The following is a 23,689-nucleotide window of genomic DNA, read 5'->3' on the forward strand; positions in this document are numbered from 1 at the left end:
TGACCATGCCTGGCAAAGCCACGGCTTGTCTGCTACCGGGGCGAGTTTCCATAGCTTATCCACAGCCTCTTTCAGCGAATCTGTGCATGACCTTCCGGCGCGCGACTACGCTATGGCTGACATAGAAAATTGCCATGGGGCTACGGTGGGTTATCTCATGCATGTCTGATAAAATCGAATAACAGCCGAAAAATATATTCCAAATTGATATTAATGGAGGTCGATCATGCTACCGCGCTTACTAGTCGCAGCAATACTCTCCGGTGCTCTCTCCTTCGTGGGCAACGTGCAGGCGCAGGACGGCGTGCTCAGGGTGGGCATGTCGGGTGGTTACTTTCCTTTCACTTTCGTCGAGCAGGACACGCTCAAGGGCTTCGAAGTCGACGTGATGCGGGCTGTGGGTGAAGAGCTGGGCATGGAGGTACAGTTCGAGACCGCCAACTTCTCGGGGTTGTTCGGCATGCTCGAGTCCGGTCGTATCGATACCATCGCCAACCAGATCACCATTACCGAGGAGCGTGAGGCGAAGTACCTCTTCACCGAACCGTACGTCTACGATGGTGCGCAAGTCGTCGTCAGGGCAGGCAACGAGGAGATCGAAGGCGTGGAAGATCTCAGGGGCAAGCGTGTCGCCGTCAACCTTGGCTCGAACTACGAGCAGCTGCTGCGCGAGCTGCCCTACGCCGACGAGATCGATATCCGCACCTACGACAGCAACATCGAGCAGGATACCGCGCTGGGTCGGGTCGATGCCTTCGTCATGGACCGCGTGAGTGCCAGCCAGGTAATCCAGGAGAAGCCGCTACCGCTGCAGCTCGCCGGCGAACCGTTTTCGAGCATTCGCAACGCTCTGCCGTTCCGCGATACCGAAGCCGATCGCGCGCTGCGGGATCGGGTCGACGTGGCACTTGCCACCTTGCGTGAGGACGGCACCCTGGCAGCCATCGCGGAGCGCTGGTTCGGCACCGACATCACACGCCCGTGATTCACTGAGCGCTCATCATGCGTGTCCTCGATTTCGACTACATGCTGGGGCTGATTCCCATCCTGCTGCGCTATCTGCCGCTCACGCTGCAGATGGCCGCGGCGGGCATGGCCTTGGCCTTGATCCTCTCCTGTGGCCTGGCTGTGATCCGCGTGTTGAAGATCCCTGGGCTGAACGCAGCGACCATGCTGTTCATCTCCTTCTTCCGCGGCACGCCGCTGCTGGTACAGCTATTCCTGTTCTACTATGGCTTGCCGCAGTTGCTGGCTTTCCTGACCCAGATCAACGGCATCACCGCCACCATCATGGGGCTGACGCTGCACTTTTCGGCCTATATGGCGGAGTCGATACGTGCCGCCATCGTCGGGGTCGACCGTAGCCAGACCGAGGCGGCCCTGTCGATCGGCATGACCAATGGCCAGCTGATGCGCCGCATCGTGCTGCCCCAGGCCACTCGCGTGGCCGTGCCCACGCTGATGAACTATTTCATCGACATGATCAAGGCGACCTCACTGGCCTTCACCCTGGGGGTCACGGAACTGATGGGGGCGACACAGAAGGAGGCCGCCGGCAGCTTTCTCTATTTCGAGGCCTTCATTACCGTGGCGGTCATGTACTGGATCATCGTCGAGCTGTTGGCCTGGTTCCAGCGGTGGCTGGAGATGCGACTCAACAGGGCGTACCGCAGATGATCAAGATTGCCAACCTCGTCAAGCGTTTCGGTAGTGCGACCGTGCTCGATGGCATCGACCTCGACATCGAGCAAGGAGAGATCATCGTCGTGATCGGCCCCTCGGGGACCGGCAAGTCGACTTTGCTGCGGTGCCTGAATTTCCTCGAGCGCCCGAATGCCGGTCGTCTGGTCATCGGCGACCTGGATGTCGACGTCACCCGGGCCAGCCGGGCCGAGATCCTCGCGGCCAGGCGACGCACGGCGTTCGTGTTCCAGAACTATGCGCTGTTCGCCAACAAGACCGCTCTCGAGAACATCGCCGAGGGGCTGATCGTGGTCAATCGCTGGCCCAAGGCCAAGGCGCATGAGCGAGCCCGGGAGATCCTCCAGCGCATCGGCCTGGCCGACAAGGCGGATGCCTATCCCGCATCACTCTCCGGTGGCCAGCAGCAGCGGGTGGGTATCGGTCGCGCCATGGCGGCCCAGGCCGAGGTGATACTGTTCGATGAACCGACTTCTTCGCTCGACCCGGAGTGGGTCGAGGAGGTGCTCGGGTTGATGAAGCAACTGGCGCGTGAACGGCAGACCATGCTGGTGGTGACCCACGAGATGGGTTTCGCCAGGGACGTCGCAGATCGTGTCGTGTTCATGGAGGGTGGTCGCATTGTCGAGCAAGGACCTCCCTCACAGCTTTTCAATGCGCCCCGGGATCCGCGCACGCGCGACTTCCTGCGCAAGATTCTGGCCGGCCAGCCTGCATAATGGTCGAGCCGAGATTGCAGGACGACGTCGTGTCAGAGTTGGTGAACAGGCGTGTTGTGCGATAATGGGGTCATAGCCCAACAGGAGACTCCATGACCGTTCACGAGGAGCTCGACGTAGCGTTGCGCCGTCTCGAGGCCACCATGAAAGCCACCAATATGTGGCGTATGAGCGCACCGACACCCGACGCATACGAGAGCGAGCAGCCGTTCTGCATCGATACCATGAACCTGCCGCAATGGCTTCGCTTCGTGTTCATCGCCAGGCTCGATGCCCTGGTCGAGGCCGAAGCGCCGATGCCGGCGAAGTGCGATGTGGCGCCAGTGGTCGATACCTATCTGGCCCAACAGGGTACGCGTGCTACCGATCGTCTGCTGATGTGCAAGGCCATCGAGGAGATCGACCGCCTGGTGACCGAGAACTGAAGCTGCCTAGCCGCTCACGCAATGAGAACGTCATGCCGTACTACTTCGCCTATGGCAGCAACATGAACGTGGCGCGGGTCGAGGCCCGCATTGGTGCGACACGACGCTCTCTATCGGGCGTGCTGCTCGATCATGCACTGCGCTTCGACAAGGCGTCGCGGGTTGCAGGCATCGCCCATGCCAATGTGGTTCCGGTAGCGGGGGAGAAGGTCGAAGGAGCCCTGTTCGAGCTGCTTGAGCCGGACCAGATCGAGCGAATGGACCCTTTCGAAGGCTACCCGTCGGAGTACGAGCGACATCGCCTGCCCATCGTTACCCGGGAGGGCCCGATAGAGGCCTGGGTCTATATCGCTGCGCCTGGCACCACCGCCAAGGCACTCAAACCAGCCCGAGAATACCTGGATCATCTGCTGGCGGGCGAGCCCTTCCTCAGCGTCGAGTATCATCGCCGCCTGGCCGAGGTCGAAGCGGTTCATGACCTGGAGGATCGGCTTCTCTTACTGCTGGGCCTGTCGCGGCACTCCCCACGCTGAGGTCTGCTGGCAGTCCTGAAACGTACGAGGCCCGCCATCCGGCGGGCCTCTCGGCGTTCGGGATGGCGGGATCAGAAGCGATAGCTGACGCCGGCCATGAACACCCAGGGGTCGATACTGACCTTGCCTACATCCGTGCCGTTCAGGCTGGCATCGGTATCGATATCGACGTACCAGGCGGCGGCGTTGATGCCCCAGTTGTCGTCGAGTCGCACGTCGAGGCCAAGCTGACCGGCCAGGCCCCAGGAGCTGTCGAGGTCCAGGTCCACCCCTTCGATATCGATCTCTTCGCTGAAGAAGTGGGTGTAGTTGAGGCCGACGCCGGCATAGGGCTGCAACTGGGAACCGGTGCCGCCCAGCGGGTAGTACTGCAGGGTAAGGGTTGGCGGCAGATGCTTGGTCGAAGCGGCTTCCACGCCATTGAGTTCGATATCGTGCTTGAACGGCAGCGCCGCAAGCAGCTCGATGCCGAGCTTATCGTGGAACAGGTAACCCAGGGTGAAGCCCAGGTTGGTATCGCTACGAACGTCGACATCAATAGCGCCATTCACCAGACTGCCATTATCGCTCTTGGGGTCGACATGAGCGACGCCAACGCGGGTGATGAAGTCGCCCTGGTTATAGGCGAACGCTTGGCTGCTGGCCAAGGCCGCAGTGGCCGCGAGGCCAGCAGTGATCAGAGTGAGAAGGGCTTGCTTGCGCATGAGTCGACTCCTGTCGTTTGCAAAGGAACAGCGTGGAGCTGCTTTTGAACGAAGCCAGTCTACTCAGTGCCTGACGAGAGAATATTGACCCAAGGCAATAGTTGTTTTCGACAACTGAATGGGTATTTTCGATGCTTCTTATGACTGGTGTGTCGCCAAAACGAAGAACGCCGGGCTCAAGAATGGCCCGGCGTGTTCGTACTGACGCGCTGTCAGCTCGGTTTGGCTCAGAAGCGGAAGGTCACGCCGCCACCGATGGTCATCGGATCCACCTTGGCCGTGCCGATACGCTCGCCATCGGCGGAGAGCCGGGAATCGACATCGGCGTAGTTGGCGAAGCCATTGAGCATGAAGTTTTCGGTAACGGCCAGATCGATACCCACCTGACCCACGGCGCCATAGGAGCGACGTGCATCAATGCCTTCCGGCTCGCCGGAGAAGCGGGTGTAGTTCACACCTGCACCGACGTACGGCTGGACTTTGGAATCCAGCCCACCGAGCGGGTAGTAGTTCACCAGCAGATTGACCGGCATGCGGTCGATGGTATCGGTGTCACCGCCAGCGCTGTAGGTATGCTCGATCTTCTCGGAGCCATTGAGTTCGATGCCCACCTTGTCGTGAAACAGGTAGCCGGCACCGTAGGTAAAGCCGGTTTCGCCGCTGCTGATACTGTCGAGCGCACCATTGTCGGAACGGGTATCGGACTTGGCGAAGCCGCCACGCACGAAGGTATCGCCGGCGCCATAGGCCAGGGCTGCCTGGCTAGCGAAGAGGGAGCTGGCTGCAAGGGCAACCACGGGAATCAGACGGATCGATTTCATTACAGCGTCCTCCTGGTTTCTAACGCCGGAGGTTCCCGGCAGCATTGGACGATGTGTAGTATACGAACACTGTTTCTAAAAGTCCTGTTTAATTTTGTTATCGCCGTCATTGACATGATTGTTTGGCATAATCGCTGTTCACCTAATTTCAAAGCCGCGAATATGACAAACATTGTGCAGCACGATGTACAATTATTGCTGTAGGGCAGCATGGCGTAAGGCAGGACGAAGGGCTAAGCCTTGTGTAGGCGCACACAGGAGAGGTCGCGATGCGGACAGAAGTGCAGGATTGCCCGATGTGGTTGACGCTGGCGGCCATGCTGGCGGCAGCGGTACTGGCGCTAGGATTGTTGATTCGCCCCGAGCTGATCAGTGGATTGCCGATGATCTTGCGCATGCCTGCCATCGGGCTTGGTGTCTGGGCGCTGGGCGCGGCCTTCATGCAGCCGCTGGGACTCGGGTTCCGCCGCCATTGGCTGCGGCGTGCGACCACTCCTCCGGTGAGTTTGGCTGCACTAGGCGCCTTTGCCGTCATCGTGATCGTGCGTGCCCTTTGGATGACATGAGTTGAGGCGGGCTGCACCGACAAGAAAGCCGCCATGAAGGCGGCTTTCTCGTTGCGTGATGCTATCGGTTGCGTGGGTGCCGGCTGATTACGCTTCCTCGAAGGTATCGAAGTCGGCAGTTACACGCAGATCCGGCTCTTCGGTGGCCAGGCTGGCCACGATAATGGCCGCATAAGCCAGGATCACTCCAGGGACGATCTCGTAGAGATCGAAGATACCACCGGACAGCTCGGCCCAGACCACCACGGTCACACCGCCTACTACGATACCGGCCAGTGCCCCCCACTTGTTCATGCGCCGCCAGTAGAGCGACATGATCAGCGCCGGGCCGAAGGCGGCACCGAAGCCGGCCCAGGCGTAGGCGACCAGGTCGAGTACGGTGGCGTCGGGGTTGAGCGCCAGCAGATAGGCAAGTACCGCAATGGCGATGACGGCGAAGCGGCCTACCCATACCAGCTCGGTCTGGCTGGCATCCTTGCGGAAAATCGCCTTGTAGAAATCATCGGTCAGCGCCGAGGAGGAGACCAGCAACTGGGAGTCGGCGGTGGACATGATCGCGGCCAGGATGGCGGCGAGCAGGATGCCGGCGATGACCGGATGGAAGATCAGGTTGACCATTACCATGAACACGGTTTCTCCGTCGGCCAGGTCGCGCTGGACGAAGCCTACGCCGAGCAGGCCCACGGCGATGGAACTGACCAGGGCGATGGCGGTCCAGGTCACGGCGATGCGACGGGCGGCAGGAATGTCACGGTCGCTGCGGATGGCAGCGAAGCGGGCCAGGATGTGCGGCTGGCCGAAGTAGCCCAGGCCCCAGGCCAGGGAGCTGACGATGCCGATGAAAGTCAGCGCCTCGCCGGTAGAGGCGTCGCGGAACCAGGAGAGCATGTAGTCGCTCTCGGCAGCGAGAGCGGCGCCGGCACCGGCGGTGCCGCCCAGGTCGCCGAAGGCGATGATCGGCACAATGGCCAGCGCCGCGGCCATCATCAGGCCCTGGATCAGGTCGGTCCAGGAGACTGCCAGGAAGCCGCCGAAGAAGGTGTAGGAGATCACCGCGATGGTGCCGATGGTGACCGCGACGGAGTAGTCATAGCCGAACACCGTCTCGAACAGCCGGCCGCCGGCAACCAGGCCGGAGCTGGTGTAGAAGAGGAAGAACATCAGGATGAAGATCGCCGAGATCACCCGCAGCAGCTGTGACTTGTCACGGAAGCGGTTGGCGAAGTACTCGGGCAGGGTCAGGGCGTCGCTGACCTTGAAGCTGTAGAGGCGCAGGCGCCGCGCTACGACCAGCCAGTTGAGCCAGGTGCCGATCAGCAGGCCGATGGCGATCCAGCTCGCCGAGATTCCGCTGACGTAGGCGGCACCCGGCAGGCCGAGCAGCAGCCAGCCCGACATGTCCGAGGCGCCGGCGGAGATCGCCGAAGTCCAGGGGCCGAGAGAGCGGCCACCGAGGATGTAGTCGGAGAGATTGGTCGTGCGCTTGTACGCAATGATACCGATGCCGAGCATCAGCAGCAGATACACCAAGAAGGTGAAGCCGATAGCCATGTTGTTCTCAACCATTGGGGGAGTCCTTCAACGTTGTTGTGGTGAATGACGAGTGAGGGTCACTCGTCTCCCAGCGCAAGCAGTGACGCGTTGCCACCCAGCGCGGCGGTGTTGACGGTCACCGTTTTCTCCGTGGCGAAGCGAAGCAGGTAGTGCGGACCGCCAGCCTTGGGGCCGGTGCCGGAGAGACCCTGGCCGCCGAAGGGTTGGACGCCAACGACGGCGCCGATGATATTCCGGTTGATGTAAACATTGCCAACGCGAATCCTCTGCGCAACGAGCTGGGCGAAGGATTCATTGCGGCTATGCACGCCGAACGTCAGCCCGTAGCCCTTGGCATTGATCGATTCGAGTACCCGCTCGATCTCACTGGCCTTGTAGCGCACCACGTGCAGGACGGGGCCGAACTGTTCCCGCTCCAGGGCATCGATGGCATCGATGGCGAAGGCAGTCGGCGGTACGAATGTACCCGTGGCGGTGTGAGCCGGATCCAGGCGGGTTTCGGCCAGCAGGCGCCCTTCGCCCTTGAGCTTCTCGATATGCGCCATCAGGTTCCTGCGCGCATCCTCATCGATGACCGGTCCGACGTCGGTTCCCAGGTCGCGTGGGTCGCCGACGTGCAGTTCGTCCATGGCGCCGCGCAGGATCTCGATGACCCGGTCGGCCACGTCGTCCTGAAGATAGAGTACGCGCAGCGCGCTGCAGCGCTGGCCGGCGCTCTGGTAAGCGGACTGGACCACGTCGGCCACGACCTGCTCCGGCAATGCGGTGGAGTCGACGATCAGCGCATTCATGCCGCCGGTCTCGGCGACCAGTGCCGGCAGCGGGGCGTTCTCTCTCGCGGCCAGCGCGCGGTTGATGATCTGGGCGGTGTCGGTGCCGCCGGTGAAAGCGACACCGGTGATGCGCGGGTCGGAGGTGAGCACGCTGCCTACGGTAGGGCCGTCGCCCGGCAACAGCTGCACCACATCGCGCGGCATGCCGGCTTCATGTAGCAGTTCCACCACGCGATGGGCGACGAGGGAGGTCTGTTCGGCGGGCTTGGCCAGCACGCTGTTGCCGGCCACGGCGGCGGCCACCATCTGGCCGCAGAAGATCGCTACCGGGAAGTTCCACGGGCTGATCGCGGCGAACACGCCCTTGCCGCCCAGCATCAGCCGGTTCGACTCGCCAGTGGGTCCGGGCAGTTCGATCGGCTCGCCGAACTGTTCCTCGGCGCGCATGGCGTAATAGCGACAGAAATCCACCGCTTCGCGGATCTCGTCGACGCCGTCGGTGAGCAGCTTGCCGCCCTCGCGGGAACACAGCGTCATCAGCTCGGCCATGTTCTCCTCCATCAGGTCGCCCAGGCGGCGAATGATGGCGGCGCGCTCGGCGACAGGCGTGGCCTCCCAGCGTGGGAACGCGGCCCAGGCGGCATCCACGGCGCGGGCGGCCTGGTCGCGGCTGGTCCACTGAACGCTGCCGACCCGCTGATGGCGATCATAGGGGCTGAACACCTCGTGCACGCTGGCCGGGTCGCGCGTCACTTCGAAGGCGAGCAGTGGACCGACCTCGTAGCTGCGCTCCATGAATCCCTCCATGGCCTTCATCAGCGGGTCGTACTGGCTGCGCACGTTGAGATTTACGCCTCGCGAGTTACGGCGCTTGCTGCCGTAAATGTCCTTGGGCAGGGGAATCCTCGGGTTGGCGAAGGTGCGGTACTGGCCCAGCGTTTCCACCGGGTGCACGCAGAGCGTTTCCACCGGCACCTTGGGGTCGACCAACTGGTGTACGAACGACGAGTTGGCGCCATTCTCCAGCAAGCGGCGCACCAGGTAGGGCAGCAGATCCTTGTGCGCGCCCACCGGGGCATAGATGCGGCAGTAGGTGCCCTGCGGGGCGCGCTTGAGCGCCGCGTCGTAGAGCGCCTCGCCCATGCCGTGCAGGCGCTGGAACTCGAAGGGCCGGGTGGCCTCGTTGCCCATCTCGAGGATGGTGCTGATGGTGTGGGCGTTGTGGGTGGCGAACTGCGGGAAGATCCGGCCCCGGGTCTGGCCGGAGAGCAGGAAACGTGCGCAGACCAGGTAGGCCACGTCGGTGCAGGCCTTGCGCGTGTAGACCGGGTAGCCTTCCACGCCGAGCTGCTGCGATTCCTTGATCTCGCTGTCCCAGTAGGCGCCCTTGACCAGGCGTACCGGAATCTCGTCGCCCTGGCGTTCGGCCAGGCGGTTGAGGTAGTGCAGTACCGGCAGCGCACGCTTGGAGTAAGCCTGCACCACCAGCCCGAAGTGACCCCAGCCTTTGCAGGTATCGCTTTCGTAGATGGCGCGGAACACTTCCAGGGAGAGCTCCAGGCGGTCGACTTCTTCGGCATCGATGGTCAGTGCCACGTTGCGCTGACGCGCCATGCCGGCCAGTTCGCGTACGCTACCGACCAGCTCGCGCAGGACCTGTGCGCGGCGGCCGAATTCGTAGCGTGGATGCAGCGCCGAAAGCTTGATCGATACCGAAGGTGCCGGGGTGCGCTCGGAGAGCTTGGTGCTGGTCTGGCCGACACGTTCGATGGCGCGAGCGTAGTCGTCGAAGTAGCGCCTGGCGTCGGCGCGGGTACGCGCTGCTTCGCCCAGCATGTCGTAGGAGTAGGTATAGCCCTTGTCGAACAGCGGGCGGGAACGCTTCAGGGCCTCGTCGATGTCACGGCCGAGCACGAATTGCTTGCCCATGATCTTCATCGCTTCGTACATGGCACGGCGGATCACCGGCTCGCCCATGCGGTTGACCAGACGATTGATGAAGCCCGAGGGCTTGCCGTCGCGGGGCTTGTCGAGCGTGACCACGCGGCCTGTCATCAACAGCCCCCAAGTCGAGGCGTTGACCAGCCAGGAGTCGCTCTGACCCATGTGCGCCTTCCAGTCGGCAGGGCCCAGCTTGTCTTCGATCAGCGCATCGGCGGTGGCCGTGTCGGGAATGCGCAGCATGGCCTCGGCCAGGCACATCAGCATCAGCCCCTCGTGAGTGTCGAGGCTGTACTGCTGCAGCAGCTCGTCGATGGTGTCCACGGCGGTATCCATCTCACGAACCTCGCGGACGAGTTCGGCGGTCTTGCCCGCGATGCGCCGGAAGTCTTCAGGATTGGCGCTGAGTACGTTGACCAGTTCCTGGACGAAGGCTTCCTCGTCCACGATGTAATGATCGCTGATGCGCGAGAACAGGGTATCGAGATCCTGCTGCCAGGAGGCAGCGTCCAGCATTGTTTTGGCATTGAGCATATGAATTCCCCGAAGGTCACCCGTCCTGAAACGGCAAGAGCCATGTCTCAGGCGTACCGCCCGAACATGGGTGTGTCACCCTTGACTGTAGGGGGGCAGCGGCGGGCTTGCTTGTCAAAACCCCGGGAGGTTTTGCAGAATTCGCGGGATTTTCCGGTGCGGGGATTGCAATTGCGACTTAAGTCGTATGTCGTAGACGGTTTGCGGTGAGCGCCGTGGAATTGCTTAGCTTGTTGCGCCGAAGCTGACTGGGTGGGCAGCCGAAAGCGCTGCGGAATGCGTGAGACAGAGCGCTCTGGTGGGCGAAGCCGGTATTCAGGGCGATCTGCGACAGGGGCATGCGGCTCTCCTCGAGCAACCGCCGGGCTGCTTCCAGGCGGCGACGGCGAACGTACTGCCAAGGGGAGAGGCCGGTCTGCTCACGGAAGCGACTGCGGAAATGCGCTTCGCTGAGGCATGCCTGCGCGGCGAGGTCGGCCACCGAGATCGCGCAGGACAGGTGGCGGTCGATGAATTGGTCGAGCTTGGCGAGATCGAGCCGATGCATCGACGGTGGTGTCGTTACTCCGGCAAGCCTGGCGTGCAGGCAGCCGAGAAAGGTCGCCGCCAGACGGTCGCTCTGGGCGTTGCTCAAGCTCTGCAGGCTGCTGGCCTGCTCGAGCAACAGAAAGTCCAGATAGTGCTTGAGTGGCTTGTCCAGCGCGAAGAAGCGGGGGGCATCGAACAGCTGCGACAGCTCGTGGTGATAGCCGGTGAGCGAAGGGGCTGTAGCGGGCAGGTCGAGAATGAGCTGACGGTTCTCGCCATGCCCCATGTAATAGTGCACATGGTTGGCGGGCACGATGCAGCCGGAAAAAGCCGAGATCGCACCGCCCAGCCCTTCGATCTCGAATTCCGCCTGCCCCTGTAGACCGATGACGATCTGGTGAAAATCATGGGCATGGTGCTGAGTCGCGGTATCGAGCGGAGTCTGGCGTATGATACTGGGCATATGGGGCTCCCGCGTGCAGGCTGGCGCGTCCGAGCATATCACATTCAGCGCTACGGCTGGTTACGTTGCCGCTCCCGCAGGCGCTGATGGGAAGCCAGGTGGCTGCGCAGGGCGGCCAGCTCATCTCGGCCGACCTTGTCGAGCAGGGGCTTGCCCTGGGCCACCTGCCAGGGGCGTCCATGCTCCTGCATCAGGTGCTGCGCGCGGCGTCGCACTCCGTCGAGATACTCGTCGTGGCGGATCGGATAGTTGATCACGACGTTCCACTCGTTCTCCTTGACCTGATTGGCCAGCGCCTTGTCGAACAGCTCGAGCAGCTGCTCCGGTTCGGTGCGATAGCGCGGCGTGCGCGAGAACAGCAGAATCAGCACCACGCCGCCGATGACGAACAGGCAGACGGCGAAGATGAGCAGGAAGAGTGCCATGGTAGAGCCACGCTGGGGATGAGGACGCGCCGACAGGCGTCGAAGCCACTTGGCTAGGCGGCGGCTGCGGGACTGGAGCGGGTGAAGGGAATCGAACCCTCGTCTTAAGCTTGGGAAGCTTCTGCTCTACCATTGAGCTACACCCGCGAGGCGTTTCGATAGTAAAAGCAAGGGTTTGAGCTTTGCAAGCCGTCGTGTGAATTTCCCTTTTCCTGGCCCACAAGTGGTTGTTTTTTCAAGAACGACAAAAAAATTATCGAACACTGGCGAACTTTTTTGCTTGCTGCTGTCATATCTGGTACAGGCAACAGCGCGATGGCAGTCGCTAACACTGTTGTTCTGGCTCGCAGTTTCGATCTTGCCGCCCATGACTTCCCTCATGGGCGGTTTTTTTTGTGCTGGGTGTTCAGGCGTTCACGGTACGAACGAGCCCTGCCGGAGCAGGGCTCGTCCGATTCTCCGCGGGGTAGGTTTCGTGCTGCTTTCCAGCCGGGAGGGCTCAGCTGTGTCGCATGCGCAGAATGGCGATCAGCACATCGCGACGGGTCACGATGCCGCACAGGCGGCCTTGCTCGGTCACAGGAAAGACCTTGGGTTTCTGGCCGAGCATCTCCTGGGCCAGGTCGGTAATGCTCTTTGTGGGTGAGACGGACAGGACCTCGTTGCGCATCAGCTCCTTCACCAGCGGTGCCTCGTCGTTGAGGTAGGCACTCTGGAGCAGCTTGCCCAGCACGTCCTGCTCGGAGATGAAGCCGATCAGTTGGTCATGATCATCGACCACCGGCACGCCAGGCAGACGGTGCAAGGCCAGGCCTTTGGCCAGAGTGGTGATCGACATGTTGCCTGTGACCCGGTAGCAATCCCGGGACATGATCTCGCGAACGATGGTAGGGGCCCTGTTGGGCATGGCGCATCTCCTTGTTCCGAACGCTCTCGGCGGGACACTTTCAGCATAGCCGAGTCGACTCGGATATAAGGAAGGTCTTCAACACCTGGCCAACGCTAGGTTCCCTCGCGATCAGGGCGGAAGCGGAACATGATCCGCACAGACTCACTCCAAGCAACGGAACCTGGTCTAGTTTGACAGGCAAGCCCAGCGAACCTGGCATCACGATGCATGACGGGAGGTGGTTATGGACGCTCGCGAATACCTGGCAAGAAAGGGGCTCGACGGCCGTCGAGATGAGGAGCGCCCCAACACCCTGGAGGAGAAGGCATGGGAGCGTGCCCGTCAGGCCGGAGGGCACCAGCCCCACGCCGGTACACCCTACGACTGGGAGGACTGGCAGCGCTATCACGAGGAACTGGCTGAAGGTGCCGAAACCATCGACCAGAAGATCGACCACGAGGCGCATCGCCAGGGCCGGGAGTCCGCGCCTACGGAGCACGAGACGAACGCGGCGGTGCAGGAGTACGTACCGCCGGCCGATGCCAGTCCGGTTCCGTCGATACCTGCATGGCAGGAATCCGCGGCTCTGCGCTTCTCCTACAAGGCGCTAGCAGTGCTGCTGCCTCCCCTTGCCGTTGGCCTTGCGCAAGGAGGTGGCGGGCGCGTCATCGTCTGCCTGTTCCTTACTCTGCTGGGCTGGGTGCCGGGCTGCCTCTATGCCTGGTCATGGTTGAACCGCAGGCTGGGTTGAGATCCGCTGGAGCTGGCTTGGGTTTCGGTATCGTGAAGATATCTTCGGAACCGAACAGGAGGGTTGGAAGCGGCAGGGTGGGTTCCGAATGGTCTCGGGGGCCGATGGTCGCCGTATTATCCTGATTATCCTTGAAATTAGACTATGGTATAAGTCCGTATTCGAACATGAGCGTTGCTGCGCTTCGGTCTCTGAGCTAGTCTCGCTATCGTAAATCGAACATCCGGGGTTTATTTTTGATCAAAAGCGAACATTGGTTTTCGGTGCTCTGTTCGTTTCTCTGCCACAACCTCGATGACGAACGACTCGACAAGAATAACAGGGCGAGACCCATGTTCCATCCACCTCCTCATCGATCAAGGCACGACCGATCTGTGCACGATTCTCGCCGCTTGCCTACGGCGCGCGATGCGATGCGTGGCGAGCAGGAGCCTCCCCAGGTCGGCGGCGGCTCGGAGCGGACAAGCAGCGCCGCGGCAACACCGCAAGCGTTTCGAAGCTCGACTGCGTCGCTTCACCCAACGACTCGATAACGATGACAAAGAGTTCAGCATGTCTCTGATATTGGAAAACATCGACCATGTGGTCAATGGGGCCACGCATATCGAGGGAGTCAACCTCGAGTTGGCTCCCGGCTCCTTCAACGTACTGCTGGGGCGAACCCTGGCCGGCAAGACGACACTGATGCGCATCATGGCCGGCCTCGAGACGCCGACCCGGGGCAGGGTCCTGATGCATGGAGAGGACGTGACGCGAATCTCGGTGCGCAAGCGTAACGTTTCGATGGTCTATCAGCAGTTCATCAACTATCCGGGCCTGACGGTCTTCGACAACATCGCATCGCCGCTCAAGCTGGCACGGGTGCCGGCCGAGGAGATCCGTCAGCGGGTCCACGATACGGCCAGCATGCTGCATATCGAACACCTGCTCGACCGTTACCCGGCGGAACTCTCCGGCGGCCAGCAGCAGCGCACCGCCATGGGCCGGGCCTTGGTCAAGGACGCCGACCTGATCCTGTTCGATGAACCGCTGGTCAACCTCGATTACAAGCTGCGCGAGGAGTTCCGCGAGGAGCTGCGAGAATTGTTCAAGGCGCGCAACTGCATCGCCGTGTACGCCACCACCGAGCCCAACGAGGCATTGGCGCTGGGAGGGCACACCGGGGTGCTTCACGAGGGGCGGCTGCTGCAGTACGGCCCTACCGAGGACGTCTATCACCGACCGCGCGATGTCCTCACCGCCGAAATGTTCTCCGAGCCGCCGATCAACGTGATGCCGGCAATGGTCTCGGGCTCTGAGGTCACCTTCGATCGCGACGTGCATTTTCCGCTCAATCGGGACCTGGCAAACCTGGCCCCCGGACAGTACCAGTTCGGCGTGCGCGCCTCGCATATCGGGCTCGCACCCCAGGCGGAGGACGACCTTGAGCTGACGATGAAGGTCGATATCGCCGAGATCAGCGGGTCGGAAACCTTCCTACACGTCCACAACGACATTTTCCACCTGGTGCTGCATCTGGCCGGTATTCATCCGTTCGCCGTCGACCAGGAGATCAAGGTCTATTTCCCGACCCACAAGATCTACGCCTTCGATCGGCATGGCGACGTCGTGCACATACCCGCACGCCCAGGAGCGCACTGATGGCCCAGATCACTCTCAAGTCGCTGGCGCACAGTTATTCGGCCAACCCTGCCGGCCCCGAGGACTACGCCATTCGCGAGATGGATCACGTCTGGCAGCAGGGGGGCGCCTATGCCTTGCTGGGACCGTCAGGCTGCGGCAAGTCCACACTGCTCAACATCATTTCCGGCCTGCTCACGCCCTCGGATGGCCAGGTGATGTTCGATGAACAGGTGATGAACGAGCTTCCTCCCGAGGAGCGCAACATCGCCCAGGTGTTCCAGTTCCCGGTGGTCTACGACACCATGACCGTGTACGACAATCTGGCCTTTCCTCTGCGCAACGTAGGCACGCCCGAGGCCAAGGTGCGCGAGCGGGTCAGCGAAGTGGCCGATGTACTCGACCTTTCCTCGCTGCTCAGGCGCAAGGCGCGCAATCTCACCGCCGACGAGAAGCAGAAGGTCTCCATGGGGCGTGGCCTGGTGCGTGACGATGTCTCGGCGATCCTTTTCGACGAGCCGCTTACCGTGATCGATCCGCAGTTGAAGTGGAAGTTGCGGCGCAAGCTCAAGGAGATCCACGAGCGCTTCAACATCACCATGATCTACGTGACCCACGACCAGCTCGAAGCCTCTACCTTCGCTGACAAGATCGCGGTCATGTACGACGGGCAGGTGGTTCAGTTCGGCACTCCGCGCGAACTCTTCGAGACGCCGGCCCACACCTTCGTCGGCTACTTCATCGGCAGCCCCGGCATGAACTTCGTCGAGATCGTGCGAACCGACGGCGGTGTGCGTGCCGGTACCGTCGACCTGACCCTGCCACCGGCCATGCAGGAGGTCATCCGTCAGTCCCGCTCGCGCAATCTCAAGCTGGGCATCCGCCCCGAGTTCGTCGAGATGTCCAACGTACCCGGCGAGGACACCTATGAGGTGGAAGTCGGCATGGCGCAGGACCTCGGGACCTATCGAGTCGTGTCGTTTACCTTCGCAGGCGAGACCTTCCGCGCCCGGCTGGGGGAAGACCAGCCGCTACCGGGAGGTATCGCTCACGTTCGCTTTCCCGAGGCCTGGCTGAGCCTTTATATCGACGAGTTCCGCGTGGAGGTGGGGCAATGAACAAGGTCCAGAACAACCGGGCATGGTTCCTCATCCTGCCCATGCTGCTGCTGGTGGCCTTCTCGGCCATCGTGCCGCTGATGACGGTGGTCAATTACTCGGTGCAGGACGTATTCGATGCCAATACGCGCTTCTTCACCGGCACCGAGTGGTTCGAGACCATTCTCAACGACCGCTCCCTGCAGGCGGCGCTGCTGCGCCAGTTCGCCTTCTCCTTCACCATTCTGGCGATCGAGGTACCGCTCGGCATCGGCATCGCGCTGCTGATGCCCAAGCGTGGCTGGCAGGCCTCCGCGGTGCTGATCTTGATCACGCTACCGCTGCTGATTCCGTGGAACGTGGTAGGTAGCATCTGGCAGCTCTTCACCCGTGGTGACATCGGCTTGATGGGCGTGGGTATTCGCGAGCTGGGCTACGCCTATAACATCACCCGCAACCCCACGGATGCCTGGGCCACGATCATCCTGATGGACGTGTGGCACTGGACGCCGCTGATCGCGCTGCTGTGTTATAGCGGCCTGCGCTCGATCCCGGATGCCTATTACCAGGCGGCGCGCATCGACCGCGCCACGAAGTGGGCGGTGTTCCGCTACATCCAGCTGCCCAAGCTCACCAATGTACTGGTAATCGGCGTGCTGCTGCGCTTCATGCACTCCTTCATGATCTATGCCGAGCCATTCGTGCTCACCGGCGGCGGACCGGGAAGTTCCACCACCTTCCTCAGCCAGTCGTTGACCACCATGGCCATCGCACAGCAGGACCTGGGGCCCTCGGCGGCGTTCTCGCTGATCTACTTCCTCATCATTCTGCTGGTCTGCTGGGTGTTCTACACCGCGATCATGAACAGCCAAAAAGACAACATCACCCAGGGAGGAGCCTGACATGACCAGCTCCGTACCGACCACGCCCGAGAGCGTACGCCGGCAGGCTGCCGATAGTGCCGCCAAGCGCCGCAAGCGGGCCCGCTCCGCCACCACTCGCTGGCGTCGCCGCACGCTGCTCGGGCTCTATCTCGTGTTCGTGCTGCTACCGATCTACTGGCTGCTCAACATCTCGTTCCAGACCAACAGCGAGATCCTCGGTAGCTTTTCGTTCTGGCCACACAATTTCACCTTGGGCAACTACATCGGGATCTTCACCGATTCCAACTGGTACATGGGCTATGTCAACTCGCTGGCCTATGTGCTCATGAACATGCTGATCAGCATTTCGGTGGCGCTGCCCGCCGCCTATGCCTTCAGCCGCTTCAAGTTCATCGGCGACAAGCATCTGTTCTTCTGGCTGCTGACCAACCTGATGGCGCCGCCGGCGGTGTTCTTGTTGCCTTACTTCCAGCTCTACTATTCGGTGGGGCTGTTCGATACCCACGTTGCCGTGGCGCTGGCTCACTGCCTGTTCAACATCCCGCTGGCGGTATGGATTCTAGAGGGCTTCATGAGCAGTGTGCCCAAGGAAGTCGACGAGACGGCCTACATCGACGGCTACAGCTTCCCGGCTTTCTTCGTGAAGATCTTCATCCCCATGATTCGCTCGGGGATCGGGGTGACGCTGTTCTTCCTGTTCATGTTCTCCTGGGTCGAGCTGCTGCTCTCGCGCACCCTGACCGCGACCAACGCGCAGCCGATTGCCTCGATCATGACACGCACCTCCACCGCGTCGGGGATCGATTGGGGCACGCTGGCCGCTGCCGGCGTGCTGACCATCATTCCGGGCATCGTAGTGGTCTATTTCGTGCGCAACCATATCGCCAAGGGCTTCGCCCTGGGCCGCACCTGAAGGGGAGGAAACCGCAATGGAATGGATGGTCTGGACGCTACCCACGGCAATCTTCTTCTCCGTCATCGCTGCCATACTGCTCGGCATGACGGCCTGGGAGCTGGCGTCTCCCACAGTGGAGCGGCGGGGCTTCCTGCCGATCGCCACGACCCGCGGCGATCGGCTCTTCATCGGACTGCTCTCGGCCGCCTACATCCACCTGATGACGGTCGGCTTCACCGAGCTCTCTATTTGGTTTGCCCTGGGGATTTCCGTCCTCTGGTTACTGGTGCTGATGCGCTGGGGCTGAACCAAGGCTGTACGGACGATAACCGTGTCAAGGATGACGACCACACGCAGAACGAGGTCAACATGAAGAATAAAAGGATCCAACTGACGGCCATAGCGGGCAGCCTGCTGCTTGCTTCGGCCTCGCTGCACGCCCAATCCGACGATGCCCGCGCGATTGCCGAGAGGCTGATCGACCAGCATTTCCAGAATTCCACCCTATCGCGTGAGGAGCAGATCGAGGAGCTGCTGTGGTTCGCCCAGGCGGCCGAGCAGTTCCGCGGCATGGAGATCAATACCGTCGCCGAGGGCCTCACTACCCACGTCTGGGAGCGCGACGTGCTGGCACCGGCATTCGAAGAGCTTACCGGTATCCGGGTCACCCACAACATCATCGGTGAGGGCGATGTGGTGGACAACATGCAGACCCAGATGCAGACCGGTCGCAACATCTACGACGGTTACGTCAACGACTCGGACGCCATCGGCACGCATATCCGCTACGGCACCACCATCAACCTGAGCGAGGCGATGGAGAACGAGTGGGCCGACTACACGCTGCCGACGCTCGATCTGGACGATTTCATCGGTCTGCAGTACGGCACCGGGCCGGATGGCAACCTCTACCAGCTACCCGACCAGCAGTTCGCCAATCTCTACTGGTTCCGCTATGACTGGTTCCAGCGCGAGGACCTCCAGGAGCAGTTCCGTGAGGCCTATGGTTACGATCTCGGCGTGCCGACCAATTGGACCGCCTACGAGGATATCGCCGAGTTCTTCACCGAACATGTGGGCGAGATCGACGGCGAGCAGGTTTATGGCCACATGGACTATGGGCGCCGTGACCCCTCGCTCGGCTGGCGCTTCCACGATTCCTGGCTCTCCATGGCTGGTATGGGCAGCCCAGGGGTGCCGTTCGGCAATCCGGTGGACGACTGGGGCATTCGCGTCGACGAGGAGAGCCGTCCGGTCGGCGCCAGCGTGAGCCGCGGCGGGGCCACCAACTCGCCCGCTTCGGTATTCGCCGTGACCAAGATGGTCGAGTGGCTGGACAAGTACGCGCCGCCCGAGGCGCAGGGCATGACCTTCGGCGAGGCCGGTCCGGTGCCCGCACAGGGCAATATCGCCCAGCAGATCTTCTGGTACACCGCCTTCACTGCCGACATGACCGACCCGGGCCTGCCCGTGACCGACGACGAGGGCAATCCGAAGTGGCGCATGGCGCCTTCGCCCACCGGGCCTTACTGGGAGGAGGGCATGAAGGTCGGCTACCAGGACGTGGGCTCCTGGACCTTCTTCGATTCCACTCCTGAGGATCGGCGCACCGCGGCCTGGCTGTTCGCCCAGTTCGCCACCGCCAAGACGGTTTCGCTGGAGAAGCTGATGGCCGGCCTCACGCCGATTCGCGAGTCCGACATCTTCTCCGACCAGATGACCGAGATGGCACCGAAGCTGGGCGGCCTGGTGGAGTTCTACCGTAGCCCCAACGAGTCCAATTGGACGCCGTCCTCCACCAACGTGCCCGACTATCCGCGCATGGCACCGCTGTGGTGGCAGAACCTCGCGCCTGCCGTCAGTGGCGAGGTCACGCCGCAGGAGGCGCTCGACGACCTGGCCAGGGAACTCGATAACATCATGTCGCGCCTGGCTCGGGCCAATGTGTTCGAGTCCTATCCTCCGGTGCTGAACGAGGAGCGCGACCCCGAGGAGTGGCTGTCGCAGGAGGGCTCGCCCAAGGCCAAGCTGGATGACGAGATGCCGCAGGGGACCACCGTGCCCTACGACGAGATGATGGAGGAGTGGATGGCTGCCGGCACACGTCAATAAGAGGCGGATCTCGGGCAAGCGTCCGACTCGGCCAAGGCCCGGTACGTGCGTGCCGGGCCCGTATCGAATCACGTGTTTCCGGTAGCCCGTACGGGTCATCCCAGGCCCCGTTCGGCGCTCGCCGAGCGGGGCTTTTGCTTGTAAAAGGTCCGCACATGGAACTGCGTAGCAGCAACATCGACAAACTCGACGGCGAGGTATTCGACGTCCTCATCGTGGGCGGGGGCATCAATGGCGCCTCGGCGGCGGCGGCCCTGGCCGGCAAGGGGGTGCGGGTCGCCCTGATCGAGCGTGGCGATTTCGCCGGCAGCACCAGCATGCACTCCTCCAACCTGGTGTGGGGCGGCATCAAGTACATGGAGAGTCGCGACTTCGCGTTGGTGCGCAAGCTCTGCATGAGCCGCAACCACCTGATCAGGAGTTATCCCTCCACGGTTCAGGAGATCCGCTTCCTCACCACCATTACACGGGGGTTTCGCTACCATCCCCGCTACTTGTGGGCCGGAGCCTGGCTCTATTGGCTGATCGGCAACGGTTTCACACGTATCCCGCGTTTTCTCTCGCCGGAGGCGATTCACCAGAGCGAAGCGATCATCGATACGCACAGCGCCATCGGCGGTTTCGAGTACTCCGATGCCTACCTGCACGACAACGATGCCCGCTTCGTCTTCAACTTCGTTCGTGGCGCACTCAACTACGGCGGCGTGGCGGTGAACTACGTCGAATCGCTGGGAGCCGAGCGCCAGGGCAGCCTTTGGGTCACGCGTGCGCGCGACGTGATCGATGGCGGCGATATCGAGATCCGCTCGAAGGTGCTGATCAACGCCGCTGGCCCCTGGGTGGACGAGCACAACAGCCTCACCGGTCAGGCCACGGATCATTGTCACGTCTACTCCAAGGGCATTCACCTGATCGTGCCGCGGCTGACCGACAGCCGGCGCGTGCTGGCGTTCTTCGCCGACGATGGCCGGCTGTTCTTCGTCATTCCCATGGGCCCGCGCACCTGTATCGGTACTACCGACACTCGCGTCGAGCGCCCCGAGGTGGCGGCAACCGAAGCGGATATCCGCTTCGTGCTCGACAATATCAACAAGCGCCTGGAGCTCGACAAGCCGCTGGGCAAGGAGGACATCATCTCCATCCGCTGTGGGGTGCGCCCACTGGCGGTCAGGTCCGAAGGTGGCGGCGAGCGTGACTTCCTTCAGCTCTCGCGCAAACATGCCATCGACGTCAATCAGCGTGATGCCCACCTGAGCATCTTCGGTGGCAAGCTCACCGACTGCCTCAACGTGGGCGAGGAGATCGTCGCGACGGTAGGTGAAATGGGGATCGAAGTGCCTTATCCGAAGCATCGCTGGTATGGCGAACCGCCCGCTCAGGTACGCCGCGAGTTTCTTCACCAGGCGAAGCTGATGAGACTTGATGCCATGACAGCGAGCGACGCTTCCGAGCCGCTTTCGACCCGATTGTGGCGACGCTACGGCACCCATGCGCTGGAAATGCTCGAGGAGATCCGCGAGGATCCGCGCCAGGCCGAGGTTCTGATCGAGGGCACCGAGTACCTGCGCTGCGAGCTGCGCTATGCCAAGCGCCGCGAGATGATCACGCGACTGGAGGATTTCCTTCGGCGGCGCTCCAAGATCGCCTTGGTGGTACACGAAGAGGCAATGCGCCGATCTCCGGGACTGCGCGAGGCGTGCGAGATCCTGTTCGGCGGGGCAGCCGATGCGCGTCTGGAGGAGTACTTCGCCACCACGCGGCGCGAGCGCGGGGAGAGCCTCGTCGATGTACCTGACGAAGCACTGGGCTCCACAGCGCCGCGGATGTGACTAAGCAGCGCCATGCAGCGCGTTGAAGAGGGGCGCCTTGCCGGTATAATGCCCGTCAACTCAAACGATCCAAGAGGTTAACCGTGGGCTATCTCATCGGCGTTACCGCGCTCTGGGCCTTCTCGTTCTCGCTGATCGGCGTCTACCTGGCAGGCCAGGTCGACAGCTACTTCGCGGTCATGGTGCGCGTATCGCTGGCGGCGCTGGTGTTCCTGCCGTTTCTGCGCCCGTCGCTGCTGGTGGGGCGCCAGCGGCTGGCCCTGATGGGGCTTGGCGCCGTGCAGCTGGGCATCATGTATATCTTCTTCTATCAGTCCTTCCTGCTGCTGTCGGTGCCCGAAGTCCTGCTCTTTACCATCTTCACGCCGCTCTACGTGACGCTGCTCGATGATGCCCTGTTCGGTCGCTTCACGCCGTTCTACCTGCTCACCGCCGCGCTGGCGGTGCTGGGTGCGGCGGTGATCCGTTACGACGGCATCGACAGCGGCTTCTGGCTGGGCTTCCTCGTGGTCCAGGGGGCCAACTTCTGCTTCGCCCTCGGCCAGGTAGGCTACCGTCGTCTCTCCACGTCTCTGCCAGCCGAGCTGCCGCGCCACAGCGTCTTTGCCTGGTTCTACCTCGGTGCCCTGGTCGTGGCGCTGCCGGCCTTCGCCCTGCTCGGCAATGCCGCTGTGCTGCCGAGCACCGGCGTGCAGTGGGGCGTTCTGGCTTGGCTGGGCCTGGTGGCTTCGGGCCTCGGCTACTTCTTCTGGAACCTGGGCGCCACCCGGGTCGACGCCGGCGCACTGGCAATCATGAACAATGCGCTGATCCCGGCCGGGCTCGCGGTCAACCTGGTGATCTGGAACCGTGATGCCGACCTGGTGCGGCTGGCGCTGGGCGGGGCGATCATCGTTGGCTCGCTGGTACTCAACGAGTGGTGGCTGCGTCGCCGGGCGCCCGCCGCTGCCTGAGCGGCGTTTGCCCGCCCTGCACCCAGCCTCCATAATGAGCGGCCATGATCCGAGAGGCCAGGGCATGCAACAAGAGCACGACGGTTTCAATAACATCGGTCTGATCGGCCGCCTGGGCAGTACCAGGGTGGTCGAGACCCTCAAGCGCCTGCTGCGCTTTCTCGACGAGCGTGGCCTTCATGTCATCGTCGAGGACCGTACCGCCACCGTGCTGCTCGACCATGGTCATCCCGAAGCCAGCCGGCGTACCCTCGGCGAGCTCTGCGATCTCGTCATCGTGGTGGGAGGAGACGGCAGCCTGCTGGGCGCGGCGCGCACGCTGTGTCACAGCGGTACCCTGGTGCTGGGCGTCAATCGTGGGCGGCTGGGCTTTCTCACCGATATCTCGCCCGATGAGCTCGAGGAGCGGGTCGGCCAGGTGCTCGATGGCCAGTTCGAGGTCGAGGAGCGCTTCCTGCTCGATGCCGAGCTCTATCGCGACGGTACCCTGGTCGGCAACGGCGATGCCTTGAACGAAGTGGTGCTGCACCCCGGCAAGGCGGTGCGCATGATCGAGTTCGAGCTGTTCATCGACAACCAGTTCGTCTACAGCCAGCGCAGCGATGGCCTGATCATGGCCACGCCCACCGGCTCCACCGCCTACGCGCTGTCAGGGGGCGGTTCCATCATGCATCCCAAGCTGGACGTGATCGAGCTGGTGCCGATGTTTCCTCACACCTTGTCCAGCCGGCCCATCGTCATCGACGCGGCCAGCGAGATCCGCGTGCACATCGGCGAGACCAATCAGACCTATCCTCACATCAGCTGTGACGGCCAGACGCGCGCCGTGGCCAAGCCGGACGATATCCTGGTGGTGAGGCGCAAGCCCCAGCGGGTGCAATTGGTCCATCCCCTCGGTCACAACTTCTACGAGGTCCTGCGCAGCAAGCTGGGCTGGAGCAACCGGCTGGGGGATTGACGTGAGGCAGGCGG

At 62.4% G+C, this 23,689-nt stretch carries 24 protein-coding genes and 1 tRNA gene; 16 read left to right on the plus strand and 9 right to left on the minus strand.

From position 1 onward, the window contains the following. Positions 1-226 precede the first annotated feature (226 nt). The 5 genes from ACRWQA_RS06960 (at position 227) to ACRWQA_RS06980 (ending at position 3,378) form a co-directional block, all read left to right on the plus strand. Positions 227-985 (plus strand): amino acid ABC transporter substrate-binding protein, encoded by a 759-nt coding sequence (locus ACRWQA_RS06960; RefSeq protein ID WP_434227832.1) that lies wholly within the window; start codon positions 227-229, stop codon positions 983-985. 17 nt (positions 986-1,002) lie between these two features. Then, positions 1,003-1,677, plus strand: a complete 675-nt coding sequence (locus ACRWQA_RS06965) for an amino acid ABC transporter permease (protein WP_434227830.1) — start codon at positions 1,003-1,005, stop codon at positions 1,675-1,677. Continuing rightward, positions 1,674-2,420, plus strand: coding sequence for an amino acid ABC transporter ATP-binding protein (locus tag ACRWQA_RS06970; RefSeq protein ID WP_434227829.1), 747 nt, complete (start codon positions 1,674-1,676; stop codon positions 2,418-2,420). The genes ACRWQA_RS06965 and ACRWQA_RS06970 overlap by 4 nt, the downstream gene beginning before the upstream one ends. Positions 2,421-2,512: 92 nt before the next feature. Then, positions 2,513-2,845 (plus strand): YqcC family protein, encoded by a 333-nt coding sequence (locus tag ACRWQA_RS06975; protein WP_434227827.1) that lies wholly within the window; start codon positions 2,513-2,515, stop codon positions 2,843-2,845. Positions 2,846-2,877: 32 nt separating this feature from the next. Then, complete coding sequence (locus ACRWQA_RS06980; RefSeq protein ID WP_434227825.1) at positions 2,878-3,378, plus strand: gamma-glutamylcyclotransferase family protein; 501 nt, start codon at positions 2,878-2,880, stop codon at positions 3,376-3,378. Positions 3,379-3,449: 71 nt separating this feature from the next. Here ACRWQA_RS06980 and ACRWQA_RS06985 read toward each other — a convergent pair whose 3' ends face one another. Beyond that, positions 3,450-4,082 (minus strand): OmpW/AlkL family protein, encoded by a 633-nt coding sequence (locus ACRWQA_RS06985; protein WP_434227823.1) that lies wholly within the window; start codon positions 4,080-4,082, stop codon positions 3,450-3,452. 227 nt (positions 4,083-4,309) lie between these two features. Beyond that, positions 4,310-4,903, minus strand: coding sequence for an OmpW/AlkL family protein (locus ACRWQA_RS06990; RefSeq protein WP_434227822.1), 594 nt, complete (start codon positions 4,901-4,903; stop codon positions 4,310-4,312). 269 nt (positions 4,904-5,172) lie between these two features. Between ACRWQA_RS06990 and ACRWQA_RS06995 the strand changes: the two genes are divergently transcribed. Then, entirely contained in the window at positions 5,173-5,469 is a 297-nt protein-coding gene (locus tag ACRWQA_RS06995) for a hypothetical protein (RefSeq protein ID WP_263580532.1), read from the plus strand. A gap of 87 nt (positions 5,470-5,556) precedes the next feature. Here the strand turns inward: ACRWQA_RS06995 and putP are convergent, their stop codons facing one another. The 7 genes from putP to ACRWQA_RS07030 form a co-directional block, all read right to left on the minus strand. Beyond that, positions 5,557-7,035, minus strand: coding sequence for a sodium/proline symporter PutP (putP, locus tag ACRWQA_RS07000; RefSeq protein WP_263580531.1), 1,479 nt, complete (start codon positions 7,033-7,035; stop codon positions 5,557-5,559). A gap of 44 nt (positions 7,036-7,079) precedes the next feature. Then, entirely contained in the window at positions 7,080-10,271 is a 3,192-nt protein-coding gene (putA, locus tag ACRWQA_RS07005; protein ID WP_434227820.1) for a bifunctional proline dehydrogenase/L-glutamate gamma-semialdehyde dehydrogenase PutA, read from the minus strand. A gap of 178 nt (positions 10,272-10,449) precedes the next feature. Continuing rightward, positions 10,450-11,262, minus strand: a complete 813-nt coding sequence (locus ACRWQA_RS07010) for a helix-turn-helix transcriptional regulator (RefSeq protein ID WP_434227818.1) — start codon at positions 11,260-11,262, stop codon at positions 10,450-10,452. Positions 11,263-11,312: 50 nt separating this feature from the next. Next, positions 11,313-11,687, minus strand: a complete 375-nt coding sequence (locus tag ACRWQA_RS07015) for a hypothetical protein (RefSeq protein ID WP_263580528.1) — start codon at positions 11,685-11,687, stop codon at positions 11,313-11,315. A 73-nt stretch (positions 11,688-11,760) separates the two neighbouring features. Continuing rightward, positions 11,761-11,834 (minus strand) — tRNA-Gly (locus ACRWQA_RS07020). Further along, positions 11,814-12,056, minus strand: coding sequence for a hypothetical protein (locus tag ACRWQA_RS07025; protein WP_263580527.1), 243 nt, complete (start codon positions 12,054-12,056; stop codon positions 11,814-11,816). The genes ACRWQA_RS07020 and ACRWQA_RS07025 overlap by 21 nt, the downstream gene beginning before the upstream one ends. A gap of 130 nt (positions 12,057-12,186) precedes the next feature. Further along, complete coding sequence (locus ACRWQA_RS07030) at positions 12,187-12,594, minus strand: CBS domain-containing protein (protein ID WP_263580526.1); 408 nt, start codon at positions 12,592-12,594, stop codon at positions 12,187-12,189. Positions 12,595-12,820: 226 nt separating this feature from the next. Between ACRWQA_RS07030 and ACRWQA_RS07035 the strand changes: the two genes are divergently transcribed. The 10 genes from ACRWQA_RS07035 to ACRWQA_RS07080 all read left to right on the plus strand — a co-directional run bounded on the left by ACRWQA_RS07035 (position 12,821) and on the right by ACRWQA_RS07080 (position 23,675). Continuing rightward, a complete protein-coding gene (locus ACRWQA_RS07035; RefSeq protein WP_263580525.1) occupies positions 12,821-13,327 on the plus strand; it encodes a YqaE/Pmp3 family membrane protein in 507 nt (168 codons plus the stop codon). A 552-nt stretch (positions 13,328-13,879) separates the two neighbouring features. Beyond that, positions 13,880-14,968, plus strand: a complete 1,089-nt coding sequence (locus ACRWQA_RS07040; protein WP_263580524.1) for an ABC transporter ATP-binding protein — start codon at positions 13,880-13,882, stop codon at positions 14,966-14,968. Next, complete coding sequence (locus ACRWQA_RS07045; RefSeq protein ID WP_434227815.1) at positions 14,968-16,065, plus strand: ABC transporter ATP-binding protein; 1,098 nt, start codon at positions 14,968-14,970, stop codon at positions 16,063-16,065. The genes ACRWQA_RS07040 and ACRWQA_RS07045 overlap by 1 nt, the downstream gene beginning before the upstream one ends. Continuing rightward, entirely contained in the window at positions 16,062-16,946 is an 885-nt protein-coding gene (locus tag ACRWQA_RS07050; RefSeq protein ID WP_263580522.1) for a carbohydrate ABC transporter permease, read from the plus strand. Before ACRWQA_RS07045 ends, ACRWQA_RS07050 begins: the two co-directional genes overlap by 4 nt. Position 16,947: 1 nt before the next feature. Then, the gene (locus tag ACRWQA_RS07055; protein ID WP_434227813.1) at positions 16,948-17,841 is read left to right on the plus strand and encodes a carbohydrate ABC transporter permease; all 894 of its coding nucleotides are present in this window, start codon (positions 16,948-16,950) and stop codon (positions 17,839-17,841) included. 16 nt (positions 17,842-17,857) lie between these two features. After that, complete coding sequence (locus ACRWQA_RS07060; protein ID WP_434227811.1) at positions 17,858-18,130, plus strand: DUF2160 domain-containing protein; 273 nt, start codon at positions 17,858-17,860, stop codon at positions 18,128-18,130. Between the two features lie 62 nt (positions 18,131-18,192). Beyond that, positions 18,193-19,935, plus strand: a complete 1,743-nt coding sequence (locus ACRWQA_RS07065; protein WP_263580519.1) for an ABC transporter substrate-binding protein — start codon at positions 18,193-18,195, stop codon at positions 19,933-19,935. A 155-nt stretch (positions 19,936-20,090) separates the two neighbouring features. Further along, entirely contained in the window at positions 20,091-21,764 is a 1,674-nt protein-coding gene (locus ACRWQA_RS07070; RefSeq protein WP_434227810.1) for a glycerol-3-phosphate dehydrogenase/oxidase, read from the plus strand. An 83-nt stretch (positions 21,765-21,847) separates the two neighbouring features. Beyond that, complete coding sequence (locus ACRWQA_RS07075; RefSeq protein WP_434227808.1) at positions 21,848-22,717, plus strand: carboxylate/amino acid/amine transporter; 870 nt, start codon at positions 21,848-21,850, stop codon at positions 22,715-22,717. A 64-nt stretch (positions 22,718-22,781) separates the two neighbouring features. Next, positions 22,782-23,675, plus strand: coding sequence for an NAD(+) kinase (locus ACRWQA_RS07080; RefSeq protein ID WP_263580516.1), 894 nt, complete (start codon positions 22,782-22,784; stop codon positions 23,673-23,675). Positions 23,676-23,689: the final 14 nt, after the last annotated feature.

It is taken from the genome of Billgrantia sp. C5P2 (assembly GCF_051062895.2).

Excerpts from the sequence above, each read along its gene's own strand:
- ACRWQA_RS07035 (WP_263580525.1), top strand. The coding sequence starts at position 12,821 with ATGGACGCTCGCGAATACCTGGCAAGAAAGGGGCTCGACGGCCGTCGA.
- ACRWQA_RS07070 (WP_434227810.1), top strand. The coding sequence starts at position 20,091 with ATGGAACTGCGTAGCAGCAACATCGACAAACTCGACGGCGAGGTATTC.
- ACRWQA_RS07045 (WP_434227815.1), top strand. The coding sequence starts at position 14,968 with ATGGCCCAGATCACTCTCAAGTCGCTGGCGCACAGTTATTCGGCCAAC.
- ACRWQA_RS06970 (WP_434227829.1), top strand. The coding sequence starts at position 1,674 with ATGATCAAGATTGCCAACCTCGTCAAGCGTTTCGGTAGTGCGACCGTG.
- ACRWQA_RS07080 (WP_263580516.1), top strand. The coding sequence starts at position 22,782 with ATGCAACAAGAGCACGACGGTTTCAATAACATCGGTCTGATCGGCCGC.
- ACRWQA_RS07030 (WP_263580526.1), bottom strand. The coding sequence starts at position 12,594 with ATGCCCAACAGGGCCCCTACCATCGTTCGCGAGATCATGTCCCGGGAT.
- ACRWQA_RS07025 (WP_263580527.1), bottom strand. The coding sequence starts at position 12,056 with ATGGGCGGCAAGATCGAAACTGCGAGCCAGAACAACAGTGTTAGCGAC.
- putP (WP_263580531.1), bottom strand. The coding sequence starts at position 7,035 with ATGGTTGAGAACAACATGGCTATCGGCTTCACCTTCTTGGTGTATCTG.
- ACRWQA_RS07060 (WP_434227811.1), top strand. The coding sequence starts at position 17,858 with ATGGAATGGATGGTCTGGACGCTACCCACGGCAATCTTCTTCTCCGTC.
- ACRWQA_RS06980 (WP_434227825.1), top strand. The coding sequence starts at position 2,878 with ATGCCGTACTACTTCGCCTATGGCAGCAACATGAACGTGGCGCGGGTC.
- ACRWQA_RS07050 (WP_263580522.1), top strand. The coding sequence starts at position 16,062 with ATGAACAAGGTCCAGAACAACCGGGCATGGTTCCTCATCCTGCCCATG.
- ACRWQA_RS06990 (WP_434227822.1), bottom strand. The coding sequence starts at position 4,903 with ATGAAATCGATCCGTCTGATTCCCGTGGTTGCCCTTGCAGCCAGCTCC.
- putA (WP_434227820.1), bottom strand. The coding sequence starts at position 10,271 with ATGCTCAATGCCAAAACAATGCTGGACGCTGCCTCCTGGCAGCAGGAT.
- ACRWQA_RS07065 (WP_263580519.1), top strand. The coding sequence starts at position 18,193 with ATGAAGAATAAAAGGATCCAACTGACGGCCATAGCGGGCAGCCTGCTG.
- ACRWQA_RS06985 (WP_434227823.1), bottom strand. The coding sequence starts at position 4,082 with ATGCGCAAGCAAGCCCTTCTCACTCTGATCACTGCTGGCCTCGCGGCC.
- ACRWQA_RS06965 (WP_434227830.1), top strand. The coding sequence starts at position 1,003 with ATGCGTGTCCTCGATTTCGACTACATGCTGGGGCTGATTCCCATCCTG.
- ACRWQA_RS07055 (WP_434227813.1), top strand. The coding sequence starts at position 16,948 with ATGACCAGCTCCGTACCGACCACGCCCGAGAGCGTACGCCGGCAGGCT.
- ACRWQA_RS07040 (WP_263580524.1), top strand. The coding sequence starts at position 13,880 with ATGTCTCTGATATTGGAAAACATCGACCATGTGGTCAATGGGGCCACG.
- ACRWQA_RS07010 (WP_434227818.1), bottom strand. The coding sequence starts at position 11,262 with ATGCCCAGTATCATACGCCAGACTCCGCTCGATACCGCGACTCAGCAC.
- ACRWQA_RS06995 (WP_263580532.1), top strand. The coding sequence starts at position 5,173 with ATGCGGACAGAAGTGCAGGATTGCCCGATGTGGTTGACGCTGGCGGCC.
- ACRWQA_RS06975 (WP_434227827.1), top strand. The coding sequence starts at position 2,513 with ATGACCGTTCACGAGGAGCTCGACGTAGCGTTGCGCCGTCTCGAGGCC.
- ACRWQA_RS06960 (WP_434227832.1), top strand. The coding sequence starts at position 227 with ATGCTACCGCGCTTACTAGTCGCAGCAATACTCTCCGGTGCTCTCTCC.
- ACRWQA_RS07015 (WP_263580528.1), bottom strand. The coding sequence starts at position 11,687 with ATGGCACTCTTCCTGCTCATCTTCGCCGTCTGCCTGTTCGTCATCGGC.